Origin of the sequence: Legionella oakridgensis ATCC 33761 = DSM 21215 (assembly GCF_000512355.1) — a bacterium.
Classification (GTDB): domain Bacteria; phylum Pseudomonadota; class Gammaproteobacteria; order Legionellales; family Legionellaceae; genus Legionella_A; species Legionella_A oakridgensis.
In genome coordinates this window covers 2,305,249-2,321,547 of record NZ_CP004006.1, presented here as the reverse complement: position 1 = coordinate 2,321,547, position 16,299 = coordinate 2,305,249, and the positions used below count along the sequence as shown (strand labels likewise).

The following is a 16,299-nucleotide window of genomic DNA, read 5'->3' as shown; positions in this document are numbered from 1 at the left end:
TAACTAACTACCGTGTCGAGGAGTCGATTGCCCTTTGGGTGGCTCCTCTTTTACTTCTGGAGGTTTGGGCTCTGTAAAAAAGCCTGGCTTGGGGCTTTGCGGGCGATGACTGTCCTGTTGAGCTCTTTTTTCTTGGACTAACGCAATAAATTCTTTTGGCACAAAAGGCTTATTCAAGCGGCCATTGGCGCCGGGAAATACTCCTTCATAAGTGCCAGAGCACGTTCGAATGTCGGCGGCCGGGAGGTTCTGTTCTTTTTCAACGGCACGAATTTTTTGTGTTGCTTCTTCTCCGCCCATCTGCGGCATTTCGTTATCCATATAAATGATATCAAACAGTTGGGCTGGAGAAAGCTTGGCATTCTTGATGATAAGTTCGACCGCTTCTTGCCCATTATTGACGGTGGTAATATCACTGCTCGCAACGCCTGCTTTTTTAAACCAAAGTGAAGCAAGCATTTGATTGGTTGGGTCATCTTCCACGATAAGAACGCGCATAATGTTCCTTTACTCTAAGAGTCCATGCTTACAGTATAGCAGCTTCTGCCCTGCTCAGTGCAAAAGGCATACCAAGATTGTTTGCTTGTGCATTTTGATAGACCACTTCTGCGACGCTCAAATCCTGGATGGCAAGTCCTACGGATTTAAATACGGTTAGTCGTTTTTTATAATTGTCTTTTTTATGTAAAAGCCAATGGCCAAGTTCAATAATGGATTCTTTAGTCAAATGGTGTTGATGAATGGCACTAATGATTTCACCAGCTTCAGCAAGAACCGCTTCCCGCTGGTCGGCAATGACGATTGCTTTTTCCAAAACAGCATTACTAATTTCTCTCATGGTACTGGTATGAGAGCCAATGGCATTGATATGAATGTCTGGAGCAATATCTTGCGGATGAATTAATGGTTCTGTGCTGCTGGTGGCTGTACAAATAACATCTGCATTTTTAACCGCCGACGCTACCGATGGATGAACTGAAACATCAAACATGTGCGCGCATTGCTTGGCAAATTGTTCAGCATTGGCTTGATTGCGTGACCATACAGAGACTTGCTTGATGTCACGAACGGCGGCAACGGCTTGCAGTTGCGTCAGAGCTTGTTGACCTGCGCCAATGATGGCAACCTGATGAGCATCGTCTTTGGCAAAACAACGGGTGGCAAGACCTGAGACTGCCCCTGTTCGCAGCGCGGTCAAATAGCCTGCATCCATCAGTACTTTCGGTTCTCCGGTTTGAGCATCAAGCAACATGATAAATCCATTAATCGATGGCTTATGACGGCTAAGGTTATTGGGAAAGATGGACACGACTTTTAAGCCTAAGATTTTTTCCTGAATGAGATAAGCGGGCATCGCCAGAGTCATTGCTTGTTCCTGCTCGATGGAAATGGCGGTTCTTAGTGGTAATTTTGCTTCTTGACGGGCCAGTTGTTTAAAAGCGCTTTCCATGGCATCAATGGCTTGCTCCATGCTTATGCTTTGTTGTACATCTGCTAAAGTTAATAGGCGAAGAGTCATAAGATTTTCCTAATACATCGATAGATGATAATCATTTTTACGGAGAATGATGTAAAAGTATAGAGGAATAAATTTAAACATTTAGAATTCGAGTCTAATTATGCAGACAAGTTCTAATATACAGGGTTGAGTATTATCTATGGACAGACACGTTGATATTGCTATTATTGGTGCAGGGACAGCGGGGCTTTCAGCATTTAAGGAAGCAGCCAAGTACAATGAAAATATTTTAATTATCGATCCCGGACCTTTAGGTTCAACGTGCGCACGTGTGGGCTGCATGCCATCCAAAGCACTCATTCAGATTGCCAATCATTTTTATAATCGCCAGCATTTTTCGACACAAGGAATCCATGGTTCTGAAAAACTAACAGTAAATATTCCAGATGTTTTGGCGCATGTGCGCAAAGTTAGAGACGATTTTACGCAAGGCGTGATTGATTATACACGATCGCTTGGCAAACGATTTATTCACCAAGAGGCACGTTTTATTGCCCCCAACACATTGCAGGCAGGCAATGAGAAAATTACTGCCAAAGCAATTATTATTGCCACGGGATCTTATAGCACCATCCCACCGGAGTGGCAAACGTTTAAGGAGAAAATATTAACCAGTGAAACTATTTTTGAGCAAGATACACTGGGAAAATATATTGCGGTTCTTGGGGGAGGCAGCATTGGTTTGGAGTTTGGCCAGGCTCTGGCACGGTTAGGCGTTAATATTTCCCTCCACCATTCAAAGGATTTTATTGGTGGCCTTACGGATCCCAAAGTGAATGCAGCTGCTGTGGCTGCCTTACGTAAAGAATTTCCTATTTATCTTCATGAAAAAGCATCCCTTATCTGCAATGATAATCAACTATTCGTTCAGGGCAATAAAAAACGAGCGGTTGATCAGATTATTGCGGCTGTAGGAAGAGCACCCAATATAGATTTATTCGGATTAAAAGAACTGGATATTCCTTTTACTGAACATGGCATACCTGAATACGATGAAACGACCATGCAGGTTCACAATTTACCTATTTACCTAGCAGGAGATGTAAGTCAATTCAGGCCGCTGTTGCATGAAGCAGCCGATGAAGGTCGAATCGCCGCCTATAATGCCGTTCATACGAGCAAATGCTTTCAACGCCGAATCCCTATTCGTATCGTGTTTACGGAGCCAACGATTGCCATGGTTGGAAAAACGTTTGAAGAATTGAATCAGAGTGCTGCTGCGTTTGTTATTGGGGAAGTGGATTATGCTCATCAAGGGCGAGCAAAAATTCAGGGGAATAATCATGGTGTGTTACGGGTGTATGGTGCAAAAGATAATGGAAAATTATTAGGGGCAGAATTAATTGCGCCAGAAGGCGAACACTTGGCCCATCTCTTGGCTTGGGCTATTCATAAGCAGCTAACGGTGTTTGATGTCTTGCAAATGCCATTTTATCATCCAGTTATTGAAGAAGGGATGCGTACGGCTTTAAGGCAGTTAGGAAAGCAAGTCGAAGCGAAATCCAAGGCTTTTGATTTGGCTATGTGTGACAGCGAAGCCATTCATTCATTATCTTAAGGTGGATGGTATTGGTGTTTTAGGGAAGTTCATTTATTTAAGGGGGACGGAATGCTGTAAATCGGCATGGCGTTTGGAGAAATTAATTTCATGAATGGTGCTTGTTATAAACGTTGCTTGATTAAAAACCCGCCAGCTTATTTTGCCAAGGCCATGTTCAATTTCAATGACATAATAACTGTTTATGCCATCTTTACTGCGTTGACAGCACAAAGAGCCAGCGTGCAACACCAAACAGGGTTGATGATTATTTTTTTTCAGGATGCTTGCATTGGCATAATGTAAATGGCCAGTGCATACCATATGAATATTGCTGTTTTTTAAATACGTTAAAAATTGATAATAGTTTTTCAAAGGCTTATGCATGCCTTCCATGTAATCAAAATTGTGATGAAAGAAAAGAATATTTAATCCATTAAATGGATGGGTAAAATAGTTGTCTATCTCAGTTAGTATATCGGGTGCCAGTTGCCCGCTTTTAATTCGATAAGGCATAACACTGTTTACGCCCAGTAGCCGCACTTCCTCATTTTCAAATGTTGTAGCAAGCTTTGCATGAACATATGTTCTGTATAATGCAAAGGGATGAAATAAGCGTGAAAAAATATTCCATAAAGGAATATCATGATTCCCAGGAACGGTAAAAACTGACCCCGGCAATTTTTTATGAATGCTTGAACATCTTTATATTGCGCTGATTTTGCCCGTTGCGTTAAATCACCTGATATGATGGTCAAGCTTGGATTAATATCTGACACATCGGCCAAAAAGGCATTTATGATAGCCTCATGATGCATTCCAAAATGCAAATCCGAGATATGGACGATTTTCATAATGAATGCCCTATAAACGTTAATGATTGGGGACGTGTTTTAAAAAGAAGGGGGGTGTTCACCGTTTTGCGCTCGCCATCTAAGGCGATGATTATTTGTTTTCGATCATGGATATGTACTTTTATTGGTGTATTGGATTTCTTGATATCAAAATGATTTTTCCTGCTAAAAACCGACCAAAGAGTTTTGAAGAAGCGTAATTTTTCTTGTTTAATGTAATAAATTCCCAATATTGCTTGCTTAAAACTTACTCTTTTTAATGCCATGGGAAATTGATAGCAATATAAGTTATTGCTTATCATTAAAAAAGCAGTATTGATGAATATATGCTTGTTTTTATACTGGATGATTAGGGAAAGATAATCATGTTTTTTCATACTTTGAATTAGTCCAGGGAGATAGCTTAACCATTTATTGTAAAATTTGTTAAAGTAATCACGTTCTCTGGTAAAAAGAGGGTAAAAACCAAGGGAGGCATTGTTAAGAAAAATCAAATCATTGACCTCTCCAAGATCGATGGTTACGGTATTTCTCTGCAGAATTGCTTGCGCTAACGTTTTTGGGTCGGATGGCAATGCCAATTCCTTGGCCAAATGATTCATGGTTCCTAGCGGCAAAACAGCAAGAAGAATGTTCGTATCAGCGCAAAGTTGAGCGGCACTGCGGAGGGTGCCATCTCCTCCTCCGATTAACAAGACAGGGTAGTTTTTTTTGCATTGCCTAATAGTATGGTCTAATCTTTCTGGCGTAACTTCAAACAGTTCATAGGTCAAATGATGGTTAGTAAGTTCTTCCAAGTACGTAGTTAGGGCGGAAATGTTTTTAGCTTTATTGTTCACAATAATTGCAAGAGGATGCATAGCATTTCCTTATGTCGGGTGAAACAGCACCGGAGAGGCTCTACGGTATTTAAGCAAGCCACTCTCACGGATGGTGCATTTCTTAATGCTATAATAGCAGCAAATCGTTTTTTAGCAGGGACGTCATGAGTTCACATGATTTGAGCGGATTTTTTAAACCTCATTCCATCGCGGTAATTGGCGCCAGTGAGCGCGAACATTCTGTGGGAATGAAATTATTTAGTAATTTATTAAATGATGGATTTTCGGGGTCACTGTATGCGGTTAATCCAAAGCATGATTCTGTTCAAGGCCAGCCTTGCTTTCCTTCCTTGCGTGAGGTGAAAGAGTCGGTTGATCTGGCTATCATCACGACGCCTGCCTCCACGGTGCCTGATATTATTTCCCAGTGTGGTGCCCAAGGCATACGTTTCGCGATTGTTTTATCTGCAGGATTTAGTGAAACCGGTAAAGAAGGCCGGGCACTGGAAGAAAAAATAATTGCAATTGCCCGTCAGTATGGTGTACGGCTGATAGGCCCAAATTGTTTAGGCATGATCTCGCCCTCTGTTAAAATGAACGCTACGTTCAATAACATAGGTGCATCCGCTGGGAATTTGGCATTGGTTTCACAATCCGGTGCAATTTGTGCAGCCATATTGGATTGGGCAAAGGAACGTCGGGTTGGTTTTTCTGCCGTTATTTCTTTAGGGAATGCCGCAGAGGTTGATTTTAGTGATGTTTTAAATTACTTGGCTTTGGATTCAACGACTCATAGTATTTTGTTATACATTGAAGGAATAAGGCATGCACGTCAGTTTTTGAGTGGTTTACGGGTAGCGGCAAGAATGAAGCCCGTGGTGATTGTGAAAGGAGGACGTTTCCAACAAGGTTCAAGGGCGGCTTTATCACATACGGGTGCTATCGTGGGGAGAGATGAGGTATTTAATGCGGCCATAAAAAGAGCCGGCGCTATCCGAGTGATGTCCATTGAACAACTTTTTTCTGCTGCGCAATTGCTTGCAAGTAATTATAAGGTTGATGGTAAACGACTGGCTATTGTAACTAATGGGGGCGGTGCTGGAGTGATGGCCGCTGACCGTGCCGGAGAATTAGCCATTCCTCTATCTGAATTAAGCAAAGACACAGATGAGCATCTTAACCGTATTCTCCCCAGTCATTGGTCACATGCGAATCCAATTGATATTCTTGGGGATGCGACGCCTGAACGTTATCAGGAAGTGATTGAGGCTTGTCTGAACGATATTAATATTGATGGTATGGTCATTATTCTAGTTCCGGTCGCTATGTCCCAACCTGAAAAAGTGGCGGAACAAGTCATTAGCCTCGCTGGTAAAAGCCATAAGCCGATGATCGTTTGCTGGATGGGAGAAAGTCAGGTTAAAAAAGCTAAAAAATTATTTGCTGAACATCGCATACCTTGCTTCAGTACCCCTGAAACTGCTGTCGAAGCTTTTTCCTATTTAGTGGATTATCATGCCAATCAACAATTATTGTTACAAGCTCCTGAGCCATTGGCGCAACAGGATAAGCAAGATATGGCAGGAGCTCATTTAATCATCGATGCTGTATTAGCTGAAAGACGTCATGTCATGACCTTGCTTGAATCAAAGGCAATTTTAACGGCATTTGGTATCCCGGTGACTCAGGCAATTGAAGCTCGTACTGCCAATGAGGCCTTGATAGTGGCTGAATCACTGGGATTTCCTGTGGCTATGAAAATTTTATCGCCTGATATTACTCATAAACAAGACGTTGGTGGTGTTCAGCTTAATATCGTCAATGCCCAGGCCGTTCGTGACGCGTTTAAAAACATGGTGGAAAGGGCAAAACAAAAATGCCCTGAAGCTCATATACAAGGTGTTACCATAGAGCAAATGTATAAAAAGCCCAACAGCCGGGAATTAATCATTGGTGTATCGCGTGATCCAGTGTTTGGGCCGGTCATCAGTTTTGGGGCAGGCGGCTCTTTTGTTGAAGAAATGCAGGATTTGGCAGTTACCCTGCCGCCATTGAATTCATTCATTGCCCGGGATCTCATTGGGAGAACGCGAATAGCAAAATTATTACAAAAAGCGCGCAATATGCCCGCAGTAAATCGTGAGGCACTTGAAAAAATATTACTTCGTGTGTCTGAAATGGTGTGTGAATTACCGCAGATACAAGAAATGGACATCAATCCGTTGATTGCAGATGAGCATGGAGTCATCGCTGCCGATGCTCGTATCGTCATTGATTATAAGGTGCCCGCGTCGGCACCTTATGAGCATATGGCTATTCATCCTTATCCTAAACAGTTGATTTCTCATTGGCAGTTGGCCGACGGCACAAATATTACCGTTCGGCCAATTCGGCCTGAGGATGCAAAAATTGAGCAGGAATTTGTGCACCATCTTTCTTCGGAATCCAAATATTTTCGTTTTATGGAGCATTTACAGGAATTGACGCCGACGATGCTCGTACGATTTACCCAAATTGATTATGATCGGGAAATGGCGTTGATTGCTGTGCAAGAAAACAAGGAAGACGTGATAATTGGCGTTGCGCGATATATGAGGAATCCTGATGAGAATTCATGTGAATTTGCGTTAGCCGTTGCGGATGCCTGGCATGGTAAAGGCGTAGGTTCGCATTTAATGGCATGTTTAATGGATGCTGCAAAAAATAAAGGTTTAAAAATAATGGCAGGTGAAATTCTTGCAAACAATCAGGCGATGATTCACTTGGTCAAATCTCTTGATTTCACCCTTAAAACATCCGATGACGATTCTTCCATCCTACTTGCAGAGAAATCTTTGGGTTGAAAGGATTATGATGATAGAACGGTTGTAGTCTGGTTAACGCACAGCAATAACCAGAGTATGATGAGAGTCTGGTTAATAAAAATTAGTTTATAACATTTAAAAGAAAGGATATAAAGAACATATGAATGATATCAGCCGTGGCAATCTTCGTATCAAGGGATTTGATGATGCTGAAATGGATTTTCAGTTAATTCGCCAATTAGGTGCAGTAACTCATAAAGCAGCGTCCATTGGAGAATGTTTAAATATTGCCCGCCAAATCCAGTCAGGAAAACCGGAAGATTGGGTGCAAGCCTTCAAGCAGTCGGCTGAGTGGCAGAAAAAAGATGGCTTAGAGCGTTTGACTCAAAAGCATATTGTCAGTGGTCGTGAGCAATTATTTAAAGCCTGTAACTCATTCAGGGCTGCGGAATATTATTCACCCTGCTCTTCAAAAGAACATAGGCAACTGGGTATAAATTCTGCTGAATGCTTTGTTATGGCGGTAGGAACGATGGACTTACATTTTGAGAGTCATGCGATTCCATATAAAAATATCCATATCCCTGTTTATTTTATTTCTCCGCAAAATGATGGAGCAAAACGTAAAACCATCCTCATTGTCAGTGGCTTTGACGGCACAATGGAAGAAGAGTTTTTTATGCGAGGCATGGCTGCTATCGAACGGGGTTACAATGTGATTCATTTTGCAGGCCCGGGACAAATGGATGTGTTTAGAAATTATCCGGATACTTTTTTCGAGCCAGATTTTGAAGACGTAGTGAAGCGGGTGATTGATCATTTTGAATTTCGTCAGGAAGTGGATATGCGCAAGTTGGCGCTTCTTGGGGTGAGTATCGGTGGGTATTTTGCTACTCGGGCGGCGTGTTATGAACCGCGGATTAAAGCATTAATAGCAAATTCACCGGTATTGGATGTATATGCGTATACGGCTTCTTTTGCCGATATGGATCCTTCCCAAATACCGGATGAACAGGATTTTACTTTGGAGGATTTACCAGCCATTCCTGACGAGGAATTTCCTCCCGGATTAAAGGCAACGACAGAGCAACTCATGATTCGCTATGGTCGACGCTCTTTTAAAAATACCTTTACCTATTTAAAAAATTTCAAGGTTGGGGAAGCGTTAAAGAATGTAAATTGTCCTTGCCTTGCGCTCATCGGCGATGGTGAGGGAGGGGAGCCACGTAAACAATATACTGAGTTTTGTAAGATTGTGCGGGCGGATTATTATGAATTCAACGATTTTGAAGGTGCAAGTACCCATTGCCAAGTGGGAAATGTTTCTTTTGCAAACGCCGTTATGTATGATTGGTTGGACAAATTATAATCGAGCCATTAAAAGTCCATGTTGGTAAGGAGAAATAATGAGAAATTTTTGTCGAAACATGATGATTGTCTTCGGTTTTGCTTGTCTAGTAGGCTGTCAGGCTTATCAGGGAGAAAATATATTGCATCTGCAATCCAATGACAATTCTCTTACTGCAGCAGTCAATGAGGCATTGCTGAATAATCAAGAGCTTGCTCCTTTTCGTTTCCACGTGGAAACCGTAAGTGGTATGGTTTATCTCAGCGGTTATGTCAAAACCATACGTCAGAGCGATACGGCGGAAGCATTGGCTAAAAAAGTTCCTGGTGTTAAATCGGTGGAAAATAATATTATTGTGCGTAAGTAATGGTTTAAACTAAAGTGGTTTGTGACCATTACTCATCACAAGAATATCCTAATTTAGCCAATGCCTGCTCTAGGTAAACGGCGATGAAGGGATGAGCGAGCAAATAATCTGTTAGATCAGAAGGAAAATTGCTGATGGCTGCTTTAAGTGCCTCATCCCATTCATCGAAATCTTCACGTCCCAGATACATTAATGCCAATAAATCAAGCTGTTTTTCATAAGGAAGCGAATGGATGGCATTTTTTATTTCACGATAAGTCAAATCATCTTCATGATTGGCAAGGATTTGCGCCCAGTCGTATTCGTATTCTGATTCAGGCGTGCGTTCAGGAAAAGAAACTTCTTCTTTGGCATGAAATTCTCTGGCCCTTAAGATAAGATGACAAACGGTATCGGGGTTAATATTTAATAAGTCAACGTTTAACATGTAACATCCTTGTTCATGAGATATTATTTAATTATAGGACAGCTTTTGCTGAATTTAGGCATAAGCCACTCTTTTCGATGGGTGGTTCTTTGCTGCATCTTGAAAACAATTTTAAAGAAATAGGCATGGAGTACGATGAATTAACAAAGGTCGCCAATGAAGCGTATAAGATGCTGACAGAGTCGCAAGCCATTATGCAACAATTGGTTGATGAATTTGTAGCGGAGGCAGATGGTCCTATTGCAGAACGAGCGCAAATGTTGCAATTGATTTTGCAATATCGGCTGGATGCGCAAGACGCATTGGTTATCCTTTTACAAATTGACAATGGTTTGTTGCAAATCCTGGGGATTGACACCCGCCATTCTTCTCAAGTTAATCTGGAGCGCATGGCATTTGCCCTGGGGCAGGATGATTTGAAACAAATATTACGAGCGCTCAGTTTGTTGGTTACCTCGTTATTACGAATCGCCCATCGTTCTCAATATCATGCGAGTCATGCCGCAAGGAAATTACCAGGCTCACGCCATGAAAATCCAGTCTATGCGAAACAAGGTAGGCAGTTAAAAAAGGCCGTGGACTTGCAACAGGTGTTTTTAAACTTGATGATTGAATTTAAAGGAATGTGAAACAATTGGTTAAAAGAGCAGCCATCGGCCCGGTGCTTGATCATATTGCCGCACTAAGAGGGCCGGTTTCACAGTTTTTCCAAGCGATTCAGCATGGTTTGACCATCTCTCATGATTTTTACGCAAAATTTAATACAGGGCTTAAGGAAGATAAAACCATAGGTGCTGTATTGCAGGAAGTAGAAGTGGTTTTGCAACAAATACCTTCACTTTATCAACATCATCAATTGTTTACCCCAGTCAGGCAAGACTCGTCTGAACGGTTGGAGCAACGAGCAACTGAAAAACGCTTAGGGCATTTTTTCAGATATTAAAGTATTTAACCCCCAATATGTCCCACTAAAGAGATGGTTTTATTTCCGCCTTATTTTTTATTTCAAACTTGGCAGGAGAAGTGAATATCAGTAAGGAAGATCCTAAGTAGAGAGGCATGATCTAGATGGAGCATTTTACGACAACCAGCTATTTATCTTATAAATAATTTTTAAATCAAGTTGTCCTGTCAAATAGTACAGTTCAACTAGATCTTTAATATATTTATGTTTAACGATGGCCTGGTTCATTAAACTCTCATAAAAATGATTTTCAGTTTCCAGATAATGCACAGGGGTAATTTTACCCGCTTCTAATTCTAATTTTTGGGTCTGCAATGCGTCTAAGCTGGCAAGAACAGCAAAATCGGCCTGGCGCATTTCTGTTTGGGCAAGGATTAAATTGTCATAATACTCATCAATCTTTAAAGCGAGTTGCTGGCTGAAACTCTGAAAATTCAGGATTTCTTGTTGATAAGCATGAAGTTTTTCCTGCTCTGCGTGACCTATTTCTCCACCTGCAAATAAGGGCATGCTGGCATTAATTCCAACGATTGCTCCGTGATACTTAAGGTGATTACGATTGAAAGCAGCAGACAAAATAAAATCAGCCGGCTCCTCACTAAGTACATTTTTCCCATCAACCAAGCCGCCATACGCTTCTATTTTTGGCCAATGCTTACCAGATATTTCTTTCAGGTTTTCTTTAAGTATTTTTAGTTTTAACTGATAGGCTTTCAAATCAAAATTATGTTTATCTGCTAATTTAATCCAATGAGTTTTGGACGGTGGCATGGGAAGCTTTAATAAAATATCTTTTTTAATGGTTTTAGATCCTTCGATTGTATTTGAGCAATCTGATTGAGCAATTTTAATAAGTGTTGATAGTTTTGTTTTGCTTGCAGAACTTTTGCAACAGCTGCTTGATGTGCTGCCTTAGCGCGAAGAACTTGTGTTTGTGTGGTCATATTCAGAGCCGCATTTTTGATTGCCTGTTGATAGGTTTCCTCAGTAAGCTTTTTATAGAGCTCTGCAGCTTCGATGCTTTTTTTGGCAGTAAGCGTTTGAAAATAGGTATCGGTCACTATAAGAAGTGTTTTTTGCTTACTCATTTGATAGAACAAGTGGGCAGTTTCTTTTTCAAGCTTTGCCATGTTTAATGTGGCGAAGGCGGAAAAATCAAGTATTTTTTGTTTGGCCACAATGGCAGCAAGGCTGCTCGGATCATTACTTTTTGAGTTAAAGTCAAGAGGAAGTCTACCGAATAATCTGGTTTCATCAGATAGGGATATATTGGTTTGACTCATTCCCATCCGTAATTCTATATGAGGCAACCATTTTCCAAAAGCAGCCTTAACCATCGCTTCTTTAGATAACAACGCTTCATTTGCAGCTTTATATTCCAAATTATTTTTTAAGCTTTGTTCAGCATAATCGGCCAATGATGCAGCACCTGATTCTGCCATCAGACAAGTGCATAGAAAAATACTGTATAGGATTTTAGTTTTATTCATTTTTATTTTTTTAAACAGAGGAAAAGTCAATGGTACAAAGAACAGACTAAATACAGTCGAAGTGAGGATACCCATTAGCAAAGTACCGCCTAAGGCTACATTTTTTGCTTTATCCACACCATGTGTAAATAAAGTAGGTATTACTGTTAGTATTACTACGGTTGAGGTCATGATGATGGGACGAAAACGTTCCCGACAGGCAGAAATCACTGCTGTTGGGATATCTTTCGATAAACTAACGTGATGATTCATTGCAGTGATGAGCAAAATGAAATTTTTTGTTTTGATTCCCAGGAGTAAGAACAAACCAATTAATGAGAAAACATTCAAACCGATGCCTGTGAAATAAAGCAGATAAATCACAAAAGCAATGGCAATTGGCTGTGCGATTAAGAGGATAAAGGGGAGTGAAAATGAGTTAAATTGTGCAACAAGTGCTACATACAGTAGCAAAATTGCGACAACAATTGCAATTCCTAAAGATCTTAAATCTTCTTTTAATTGCTTAGATTGCCCAATGAGATGAAGCTTCTGGTCAGGAGTAAGAATAGGAGTAATGATTTTCATTAAAAGATCATCAGCTTTGGAAAGCGCTATTTTTGGCGTTGAATAAAATTCCAGCGCAGGTTGACCATTAAAGCTTTGTAAAATAGTAGGATTTGCAACAACATTCAGTTTTGCGACCGACGTTAAATTGATTGCCTTACCTGCCTGATTATAGACGTATATTTTTTCCATATCTTTGGGTATATCTAATGTTTTCTTCATTGGATATAAGTAAATATCATATTCGTTTTTATATTTTTCCAAATAGGTTTTGCCGGCGTGGATATCTCCTCCATATAAAGAGACAGCATCAGCAATCTCTTCTGCAGTTAAGCCAACCCTAGACGCAGTATAGCGATCGATCTTTAATTCGTAGCTTGGCTGTAATGGAATATTGCCAGAGTATATTTTCCCCAACTCAGGATGTTGGGAAAAAAGAACTCTTAAAACAGTTTCCAATTGGCGAAGTTCTTGATGCTTTTTCCCCGTAATAATAAAATGCAACGGCTCTTTTGCGCCGGGAAATATAGGTGGTAAACGCACGTAACTTAAAAAACCAGCCTGGCTGTCAAGCTGATTTTGCAGATCTTGCATAATCTGAGGTGCGCTATCCTGTCTTTCTTGTTCTGGCTTAAGCTGGGTGATGATCTCCCCTTGGTTTTTCATATTTTCATCAGTATATGCCAGGGTGTAACTGACGCCTGGGTGTGCATGTATGATTTTTTCAGCACTCAGTAAATACTGATTGAATGTTGAGTGAGGAACATTATCTAGGGTTCGGATCTGAATTATCAAATGAGTGAATTCTTTGTTAGCAGGAAACAAGTTTTTATCTATTTTACCTAAGACACAAGGAAGAGGGATAAGTAAACATAATATGAATACTAAGACAATAAATTTATGCTGTTGAAGAAGGCTCAGTAAAGTTAAATAGTAAGATTGGAATGTTTGCAATCGATTTTTAAATAATTTTGTGACACGATTCTCGCCTGGTACTTTATGAATGAATCTCTGGCATAATAATGGAGTCAAAGTCAGACAAGCTGTAGCTGAAACAACCACCCCTGAAATCATAACGATGGAGATATCTTTAAAAAAGATGCTGACTAGGCCTTGTGTAAACACCGCACTTAAAAAGATGATGCACAAGCTAATGGTATAAGCAATGATAGAGGAAGAAATACGGTTTAAACTAAAGCATACTAAAGGCATTCCCAATGTTTCAGGCTTGGTATTGAGATCAGAAATATAATTCTCAATGACAATGATGGCGTCATCCACAACTATGCAAATCAATAAAACCAACGTCAATAAAGTCAAGACATTGAAACTTAAATTGCCGATAAACATAGCAATGGTTGCAGCCAAAAGTGATACTGGCGCAATCACCATGATAACACCCGATAAACGAAGGCTGCCTAAGAAAAGATAGACCACGATGCTTGAGCATATCAAGGCCAAAATAATCGCATTAAATAAACTATAGGCGCTTGTTTCGATTGCATTTTTCTGACTAAATGCTGTAGCCAGTCTCACCTCATTAGGCAATTTTGTTTGCAACTGATTGATTGTTTCTTTGACTGCTTTAATGACATTCAGGGTATTCGCATTGATTTCACTTAATACGCCTAAAGCAATAACAGGGCGCATGTTGAAATAAGCTTTTTCCTTTTTTGAGTCTTGTTGAAGATGAATGTCTGCGATTTGGTTTAGATAAATTGGCGTCCCTTCACGCACAGTCAGTACCAGTGAGCGAATGGCATCCAATGAAGGTAACTGTAAATCCAGACTTAAAAAATATTGTCTTTTATGGTGAGCGACTGTTCCGCCTGGAAGCAAAATATTTTCTTTCTGAAAAGCTGAGTAAACCAAAGCCAAAGGAATGCCTAAAGCCGACATTTTATTTTGGTCAAGATCCACAATAATTCGATTAGGAACTTCCCCAATGACTTCAATCGTTGCAACGCCTGGGATGCTTCGTAACGCATGTAGGATTTCATGCTGAATGAGATTGGATATCTTAATAGGTGACAGATGCATGCTTTCTACCAAAATCCAAATATCTGGAGCTCCTGCAACGTTTAACTGCTTTAAAATTGGTTTTGAGGCTTTCCTGGGTAGAGTATCTTCTATTTCGTTTAGTTTTCTTTGTAAATTCAAATAGGCTTGGGTCAGATCTGTTCCAATCCTAAACGCCACATTCATGAATGAAAATCCATTATAAGATTCTCCTGATGCGAAACTGATATCGGGAATACTTTGTATCCGTTTTTGAATCGGCTGGGTAATTAAATGATCGATGCTAGTCGCGGACAAGCCTTGATCTTTGACTTCAATTGTAAAAAAAGGTTCAGAAATATTAGGCAAATTCTCTATATTTATTTGCGGTATGAGCAATAGCCCAATCAAAGTAAGTACTGAGAATATGCATATGACGATAGCTGGAAAACGAAGTGTGTAATTAGTGAGTTTCATTTTTTCTATTTTGATTGACAATGGTTACTGTTGCGCCATCATAGAGATTTGCAGCGCCAGAAACTGCAATTGTCATGCCATTTTTTAACGGACCCTGAATCCAGACTGTAGAGCCTTTCATGATGGTTTCTTTAACTTTCAAGGCATTGGCTTTATTTTGGTTAATGACATATATTTCAGGAAATCCATTATGATAGACGATAGATTCTTGTGGGACTGAAAAACCTTTTTCGATAGAGAGACGAAACTTAGCGCTTACTGTGTTACCGGGATACCAAGTTCCTGGATTGTCAAAATCAATATAGACATTCACACTATGATTTTTTTCATTGCTTATTGGGTCAATCCCTCTAATTTTTGCTGAAATGCTTTCATGTGCGGCCTGATTCGTGATAATGGTCGTAAGTCCGGACGATAATTTGCTCCGCAGCGACTCTGGAATCGGAATGACGGCAATCAGCTTTTGGGTGGAAGTAATAACATACAGAGGCGTCCCTATTTCAACAACACTGTGTGCAAGGACTTTTTTTTCAGAAATCTTTCCGCTAATCGGTGATGTAACACTTGTATAAGAAAGATTCAGTTTCGCCAGCTCAAGATTAGATTTCGCATTGTTTAAGGCGGATAATGCAGATTGATATTCCAGCTTTTGGGCCTTAAATTCACTTTCTGGAATTGCTTTATTTGCATAAAGTGATTCTGCACGTTTAAAGTTAAATGTTTCTGTGTTGAATGCAACTAATGCCTTACTGTACATCTCCTCTGCGATATCAAGTTTGATTTGATCATTCGTTTTATCAATTTGCAATAGAATTTCATTCTTCTTGACTTCATCGCCTGGATAAAAATAGATTTCTTTGATTTGCCCGGATGTTTTGGCTTGGACTAGAGCCATTTCTTTTGGCTGAATTACGCCTAAAAATGATTCTGTATATGTTTTTTCTGAACTGGATAATACCGTTGCCGTAACGGCGATTGGATTGGAATAAGTTGCTTGACATGAAAATAGTATTAAAAAACCACATAAAATGCATCCTAATCCTTGGCGCATACAGCATCACCTATTCTTGATAAGAAACTCATCTTAACATCGCGAGCAACTTTATCTTAATCTTGTATAAGGTACAACTTCAAGATAATTTTGGCA

14 protein-coding genes and 1 pseudogene are annotated in these 16,299 nt (G+C 40.2%); 6 read left to right on the top strand and 9 right to left on the bottom strand.

Features of this window, described 5'->3' with window-relative positions:
* Nucleotides 1-3 precede the first annotated feature (3 nt).
* Nucleotides 4-498, bottom strand: a complete 495-nt coding sequence (locus tag LOA_RS11250; RefSeq protein ID WP_025386422.1) for a response regulator — start codon at nt 496-498, stop codon at nt 4-6.
* Nucleotides 499-526: 28 nt separating this feature from the next.
* Nucleotides 527-1,519, bottom strand: a complete 993-nt coding sequence (locus LOA_RS11245) for an ornithine cyclodeaminase family protein (protein ID WP_025386421.1) — start codon at nt 1,517-1,519, stop codon at nt 527-529.
* Nucleotides 1,520-1,658: 139 nt separating this feature from the next.
* Between LOA_RS11245 and LOA_RS11240 the strand changes: the two genes are divergently transcribed.
* Complete coding sequence (locus LOA_RS11240; RefSeq protein ID WP_025386420.1) at nt 1,659-3,077, top strand: dihydrolipoyl dehydrogenase; 1,419 nt, start codon at nt 1,659-1,661, stop codon at nt 3,075-3,077.
* Nucleotides 3,078-3,110: 33 nt separating this feature from the next.
* On the opposite strand, the gene LOA_RS11235 is transcribed toward LOA_RS11240, so the two are convergent.
* From LOA_RS11235 to LOA_RS11230, 3 genes and pseudogenes are all read right to left on the bottom strand, one after another.
* Nucleotides 3,111-3,737: a metallophosphoesterase family protein gene (locus LOA_RS11235; protein WP_238551243.1), complete on the bottom strand. Its 627-nt coding sequence runs from the start codon at nt 3,735-3,737 to the stop codon at nt 3,111-3,113.
* A gap of 68 nt (nt 3,738-3,805) precedes the next feature.
* Nucleotides 3,806-3,874, bottom strand: a pseudogene (locus LOA_RS16060) (hypothetical protein); the annotation flags it as partial.
* Between the two features lie 32 nt (nt 3,875-3,906).
* Nucleotides 3,907-4,770, bottom strand: coding sequence for a diacylglycerol/lipid kinase family protein (locus LOA_RS11230; protein WP_025386419.1), 864 nt, complete (start codon nt 4,768-4,770; stop codon nt 3,907-3,909).
* Between the two features lie 125 nt (nt 4,771-4,895).
* On the opposite strand from LOA_RS11230, the gene LOA_RS11225 reads away from it, so the two are divergent.
* The 3 genes from LOA_RS11225 to LOA_RS11215 all read left to right on the top strand — a co-directional run bounded on the left by LOA_RS11225 (nt 4,896) and on the right by LOA_RS11215 (nt 9,250).
* Complete coding sequence (locus LOA_RS11225) at nt 4,896-7,574, top strand: bifunctional acetate--CoA ligase family protein/GNAT family N-acetyltransferase (protein WP_025386418.1); 2,679 nt, start codon at nt 4,896-4,898, stop codon at nt 7,572-7,574.
* A 121-nt stretch (nt 7,575-7,695) separates the two neighbouring features.
* On the top strand, nt 7,696-8,904 hold the full coding sequence (locus LOA_RS11220; RefSeq protein ID WP_025386417.1) for an alpha/beta hydrolase family protein: 1,209 nt from the start codon (nt 7,696-7,698) through the stop codon (nt 8,902-8,904).
* Nucleotides 8,905-8,941: 37 nt separating this feature from the next.
* The gene (locus tag LOA_RS11215; protein WP_025386416.1) at nt 8,942-9,250 is read left to right on the top strand and encodes a BON domain-containing protein; all 309 of its coding nucleotides are present in this window, start codon (nt 8,942-8,944) and stop codon (nt 9,248-9,250) included.
* Between the two features lie 28 nt (nt 9,251-9,278).
* Here the strand turns inward: LOA_RS11215 and LOA_RS11210 are convergent, their stop codons facing one another.
* The gene (locus LOA_RS11210) at nt 9,279-9,677 is read right to left on the bottom strand and encodes a DUF3775 domain-containing protein (protein WP_025386415.1); all 399 of its coding nucleotides are present in this window, start codon (nt 9,675-9,677) and stop codon (nt 9,279-9,281) included.
* Between the two features lie 77 nt (nt 9,678-9,754).
* Here LOA_RS11210 and LOA_RS13880 point away from each other — a divergent pair, with 77 nt between their 5' ends.
* Together LOA_RS13880 and LOA_RS13875 are read left to right on the top strand one after the other, a co-directional pair.
* Complete coding sequence (locus tag LOA_RS13880) at nt 9,755-10,306, top strand: hypothetical protein (protein WP_052335948.1); 552 nt, start codon at nt 9,755-9,757, stop codon at nt 10,304-10,306.
* Complete coding sequence (locus tag LOA_RS13875; RefSeq protein WP_052335947.1) at nt 10,303-10,620, top strand: hypothetical protein; 318 nt, start codon at nt 10,303-10,305, stop codon at nt 10,618-10,620. Before LOA_RS13880 ends, LOA_RS13875 begins: the two co-directional genes overlap by 4 nt.
* 135 nt (nt 10,621-10,755) lie before the next feature.
* On the opposite strand, the gene LOA_RS11200 is transcribed toward LOA_RS13875, so the two are convergent.
* Genes LOA_RS11200 through LOA_RS11190 form a run of 3 tightly spaced genes read right to left on the bottom strand, consistent with a single transcriptional unit; the run spans nt 10,756 to nt 16,203 of the window.
* Nucleotides 10,756-11,412: a TolC family protein gene (locus tag LOA_RS11200; RefSeq protein ID WP_025386414.1), complete on the bottom strand. Its 657-nt coding sequence runs from the start codon at nt 11,410-11,412 to the stop codon at nt 10,756-10,758.
* A gap of 8 nt (nt 11,413-11,420) precedes the next feature.
* Nucleotides 11,421-15,152: an efflux RND transporter permease subunit gene (locus LOA_RS11195; RefSeq protein ID WP_025386413.1), complete on the bottom strand. Its 3,732-nt coding sequence runs from the start codon at nt 15,150-15,152 to the stop codon at nt 11,421-11,423.
* Nucleotides 15,139-16,203 carry an efflux RND transporter periplasmic adaptor subunit gene (locus tag LOA_RS11190; protein WP_025386412.1) on the bottom strand — a complete coding sequence of 355 codons (1,065 nt, stop codon included), beginning with the start codon at nt 16,201-16,203 and terminating at the stop codon, nt 15,139-15,141. The genes LOA_RS11195 and LOA_RS11190 overlap by 14 nt, the downstream gene beginning before the upstream one ends.
* Nucleotides 16,204-16,299: the final 96 nt, after the last annotated feature.

What these genes read in the sequence shown, in the direction of transcription:
- LOA_RS11250 (WP_025386422.1), bottom strand. Translation starts at nt 498, where the DNA reads ATGCGCGTTCTTATCGTGGAAGATGACCCAACCAATCAAATGCTTGCT.
- LOA_RS11245 (WP_025386421.1), bottom strand. Translation starts at nt 1,519, where the DNA reads ATGACTCTTCGCCTATTAACTTTAGCAGATGTACAACAAAGCATAAGC.
- LOA_RS11240 (WP_025386420.1), top strand. Translation starts at nt 1,659, where the DNA reads ATGGACAGACACGTTGATATTGCTATTATTGGTGCAGGGACAGCGGGG.
- LOA_RS11230 (WP_025386419.1), bottom strand. Translation starts at nt 4,770, where the DNA reads ATGCATCCTCTTGCAATTATTGTGAACAATAAAGCTAAAAACATTTCC.
- LOA_RS11225 (WP_025386418.1), top strand. Translation starts at nt 4,896, where the DNA reads ATGAGTTCACATGATTTGAGCGGATTTTTTAAACCTCATTCCATCGCG.
- LOA_RS11220 (WP_025386417.1), top strand. Translation starts at nt 7,696, where the DNA reads ATGAATGATATCAGCCGTGGCAATCTTCGTATCAAGGGATTTGATGAT.
- LOA_RS11215 (WP_025386416.1), top strand. Translation starts at nt 8,942, where the DNA reads ATGAGAAATTTTTGTCGAAACATGATGATTGTCTTCGGTTTTGCTTGT.
- LOA_RS11210 (WP_025386415.1), bottom strand. Translation starts at nt 9,677, where the DNA reads ATGTTAAACGTTGACTTATTAAATATTAACCCCGATACCGTTTGTCAT.
- LOA_RS13880 (WP_052335948.1), top strand. Translation starts at nt 9,755, where the DNA reads ATGGGTGGTTCTTTGCTGCATCTTGAAAACAATTTTAAAGAAATAGGC.
- LOA_RS11200 (WP_025386414.1), bottom strand. Translation starts at nt 11,412, where the DNA reads ATGCCACCGTCCAAAACTCATTGGATTAAATTAGCAGATAAACATAAT.
- LOA_RS11195 (WP_025386413.1), bottom strand. Translation starts at nt 15,152, where the DNA reads ATGAAACTCACTAATTACACACTTCGTTTTCCAGCTATCGTCATATGC.
- LOA_RS11190 (WP_025386412.1), bottom strand. Translation starts at nt 16,203, where the DNA reads ATGCGCCAAGGATTAGGATGCATTTTATGTGGTTTTTTAATACTATTT.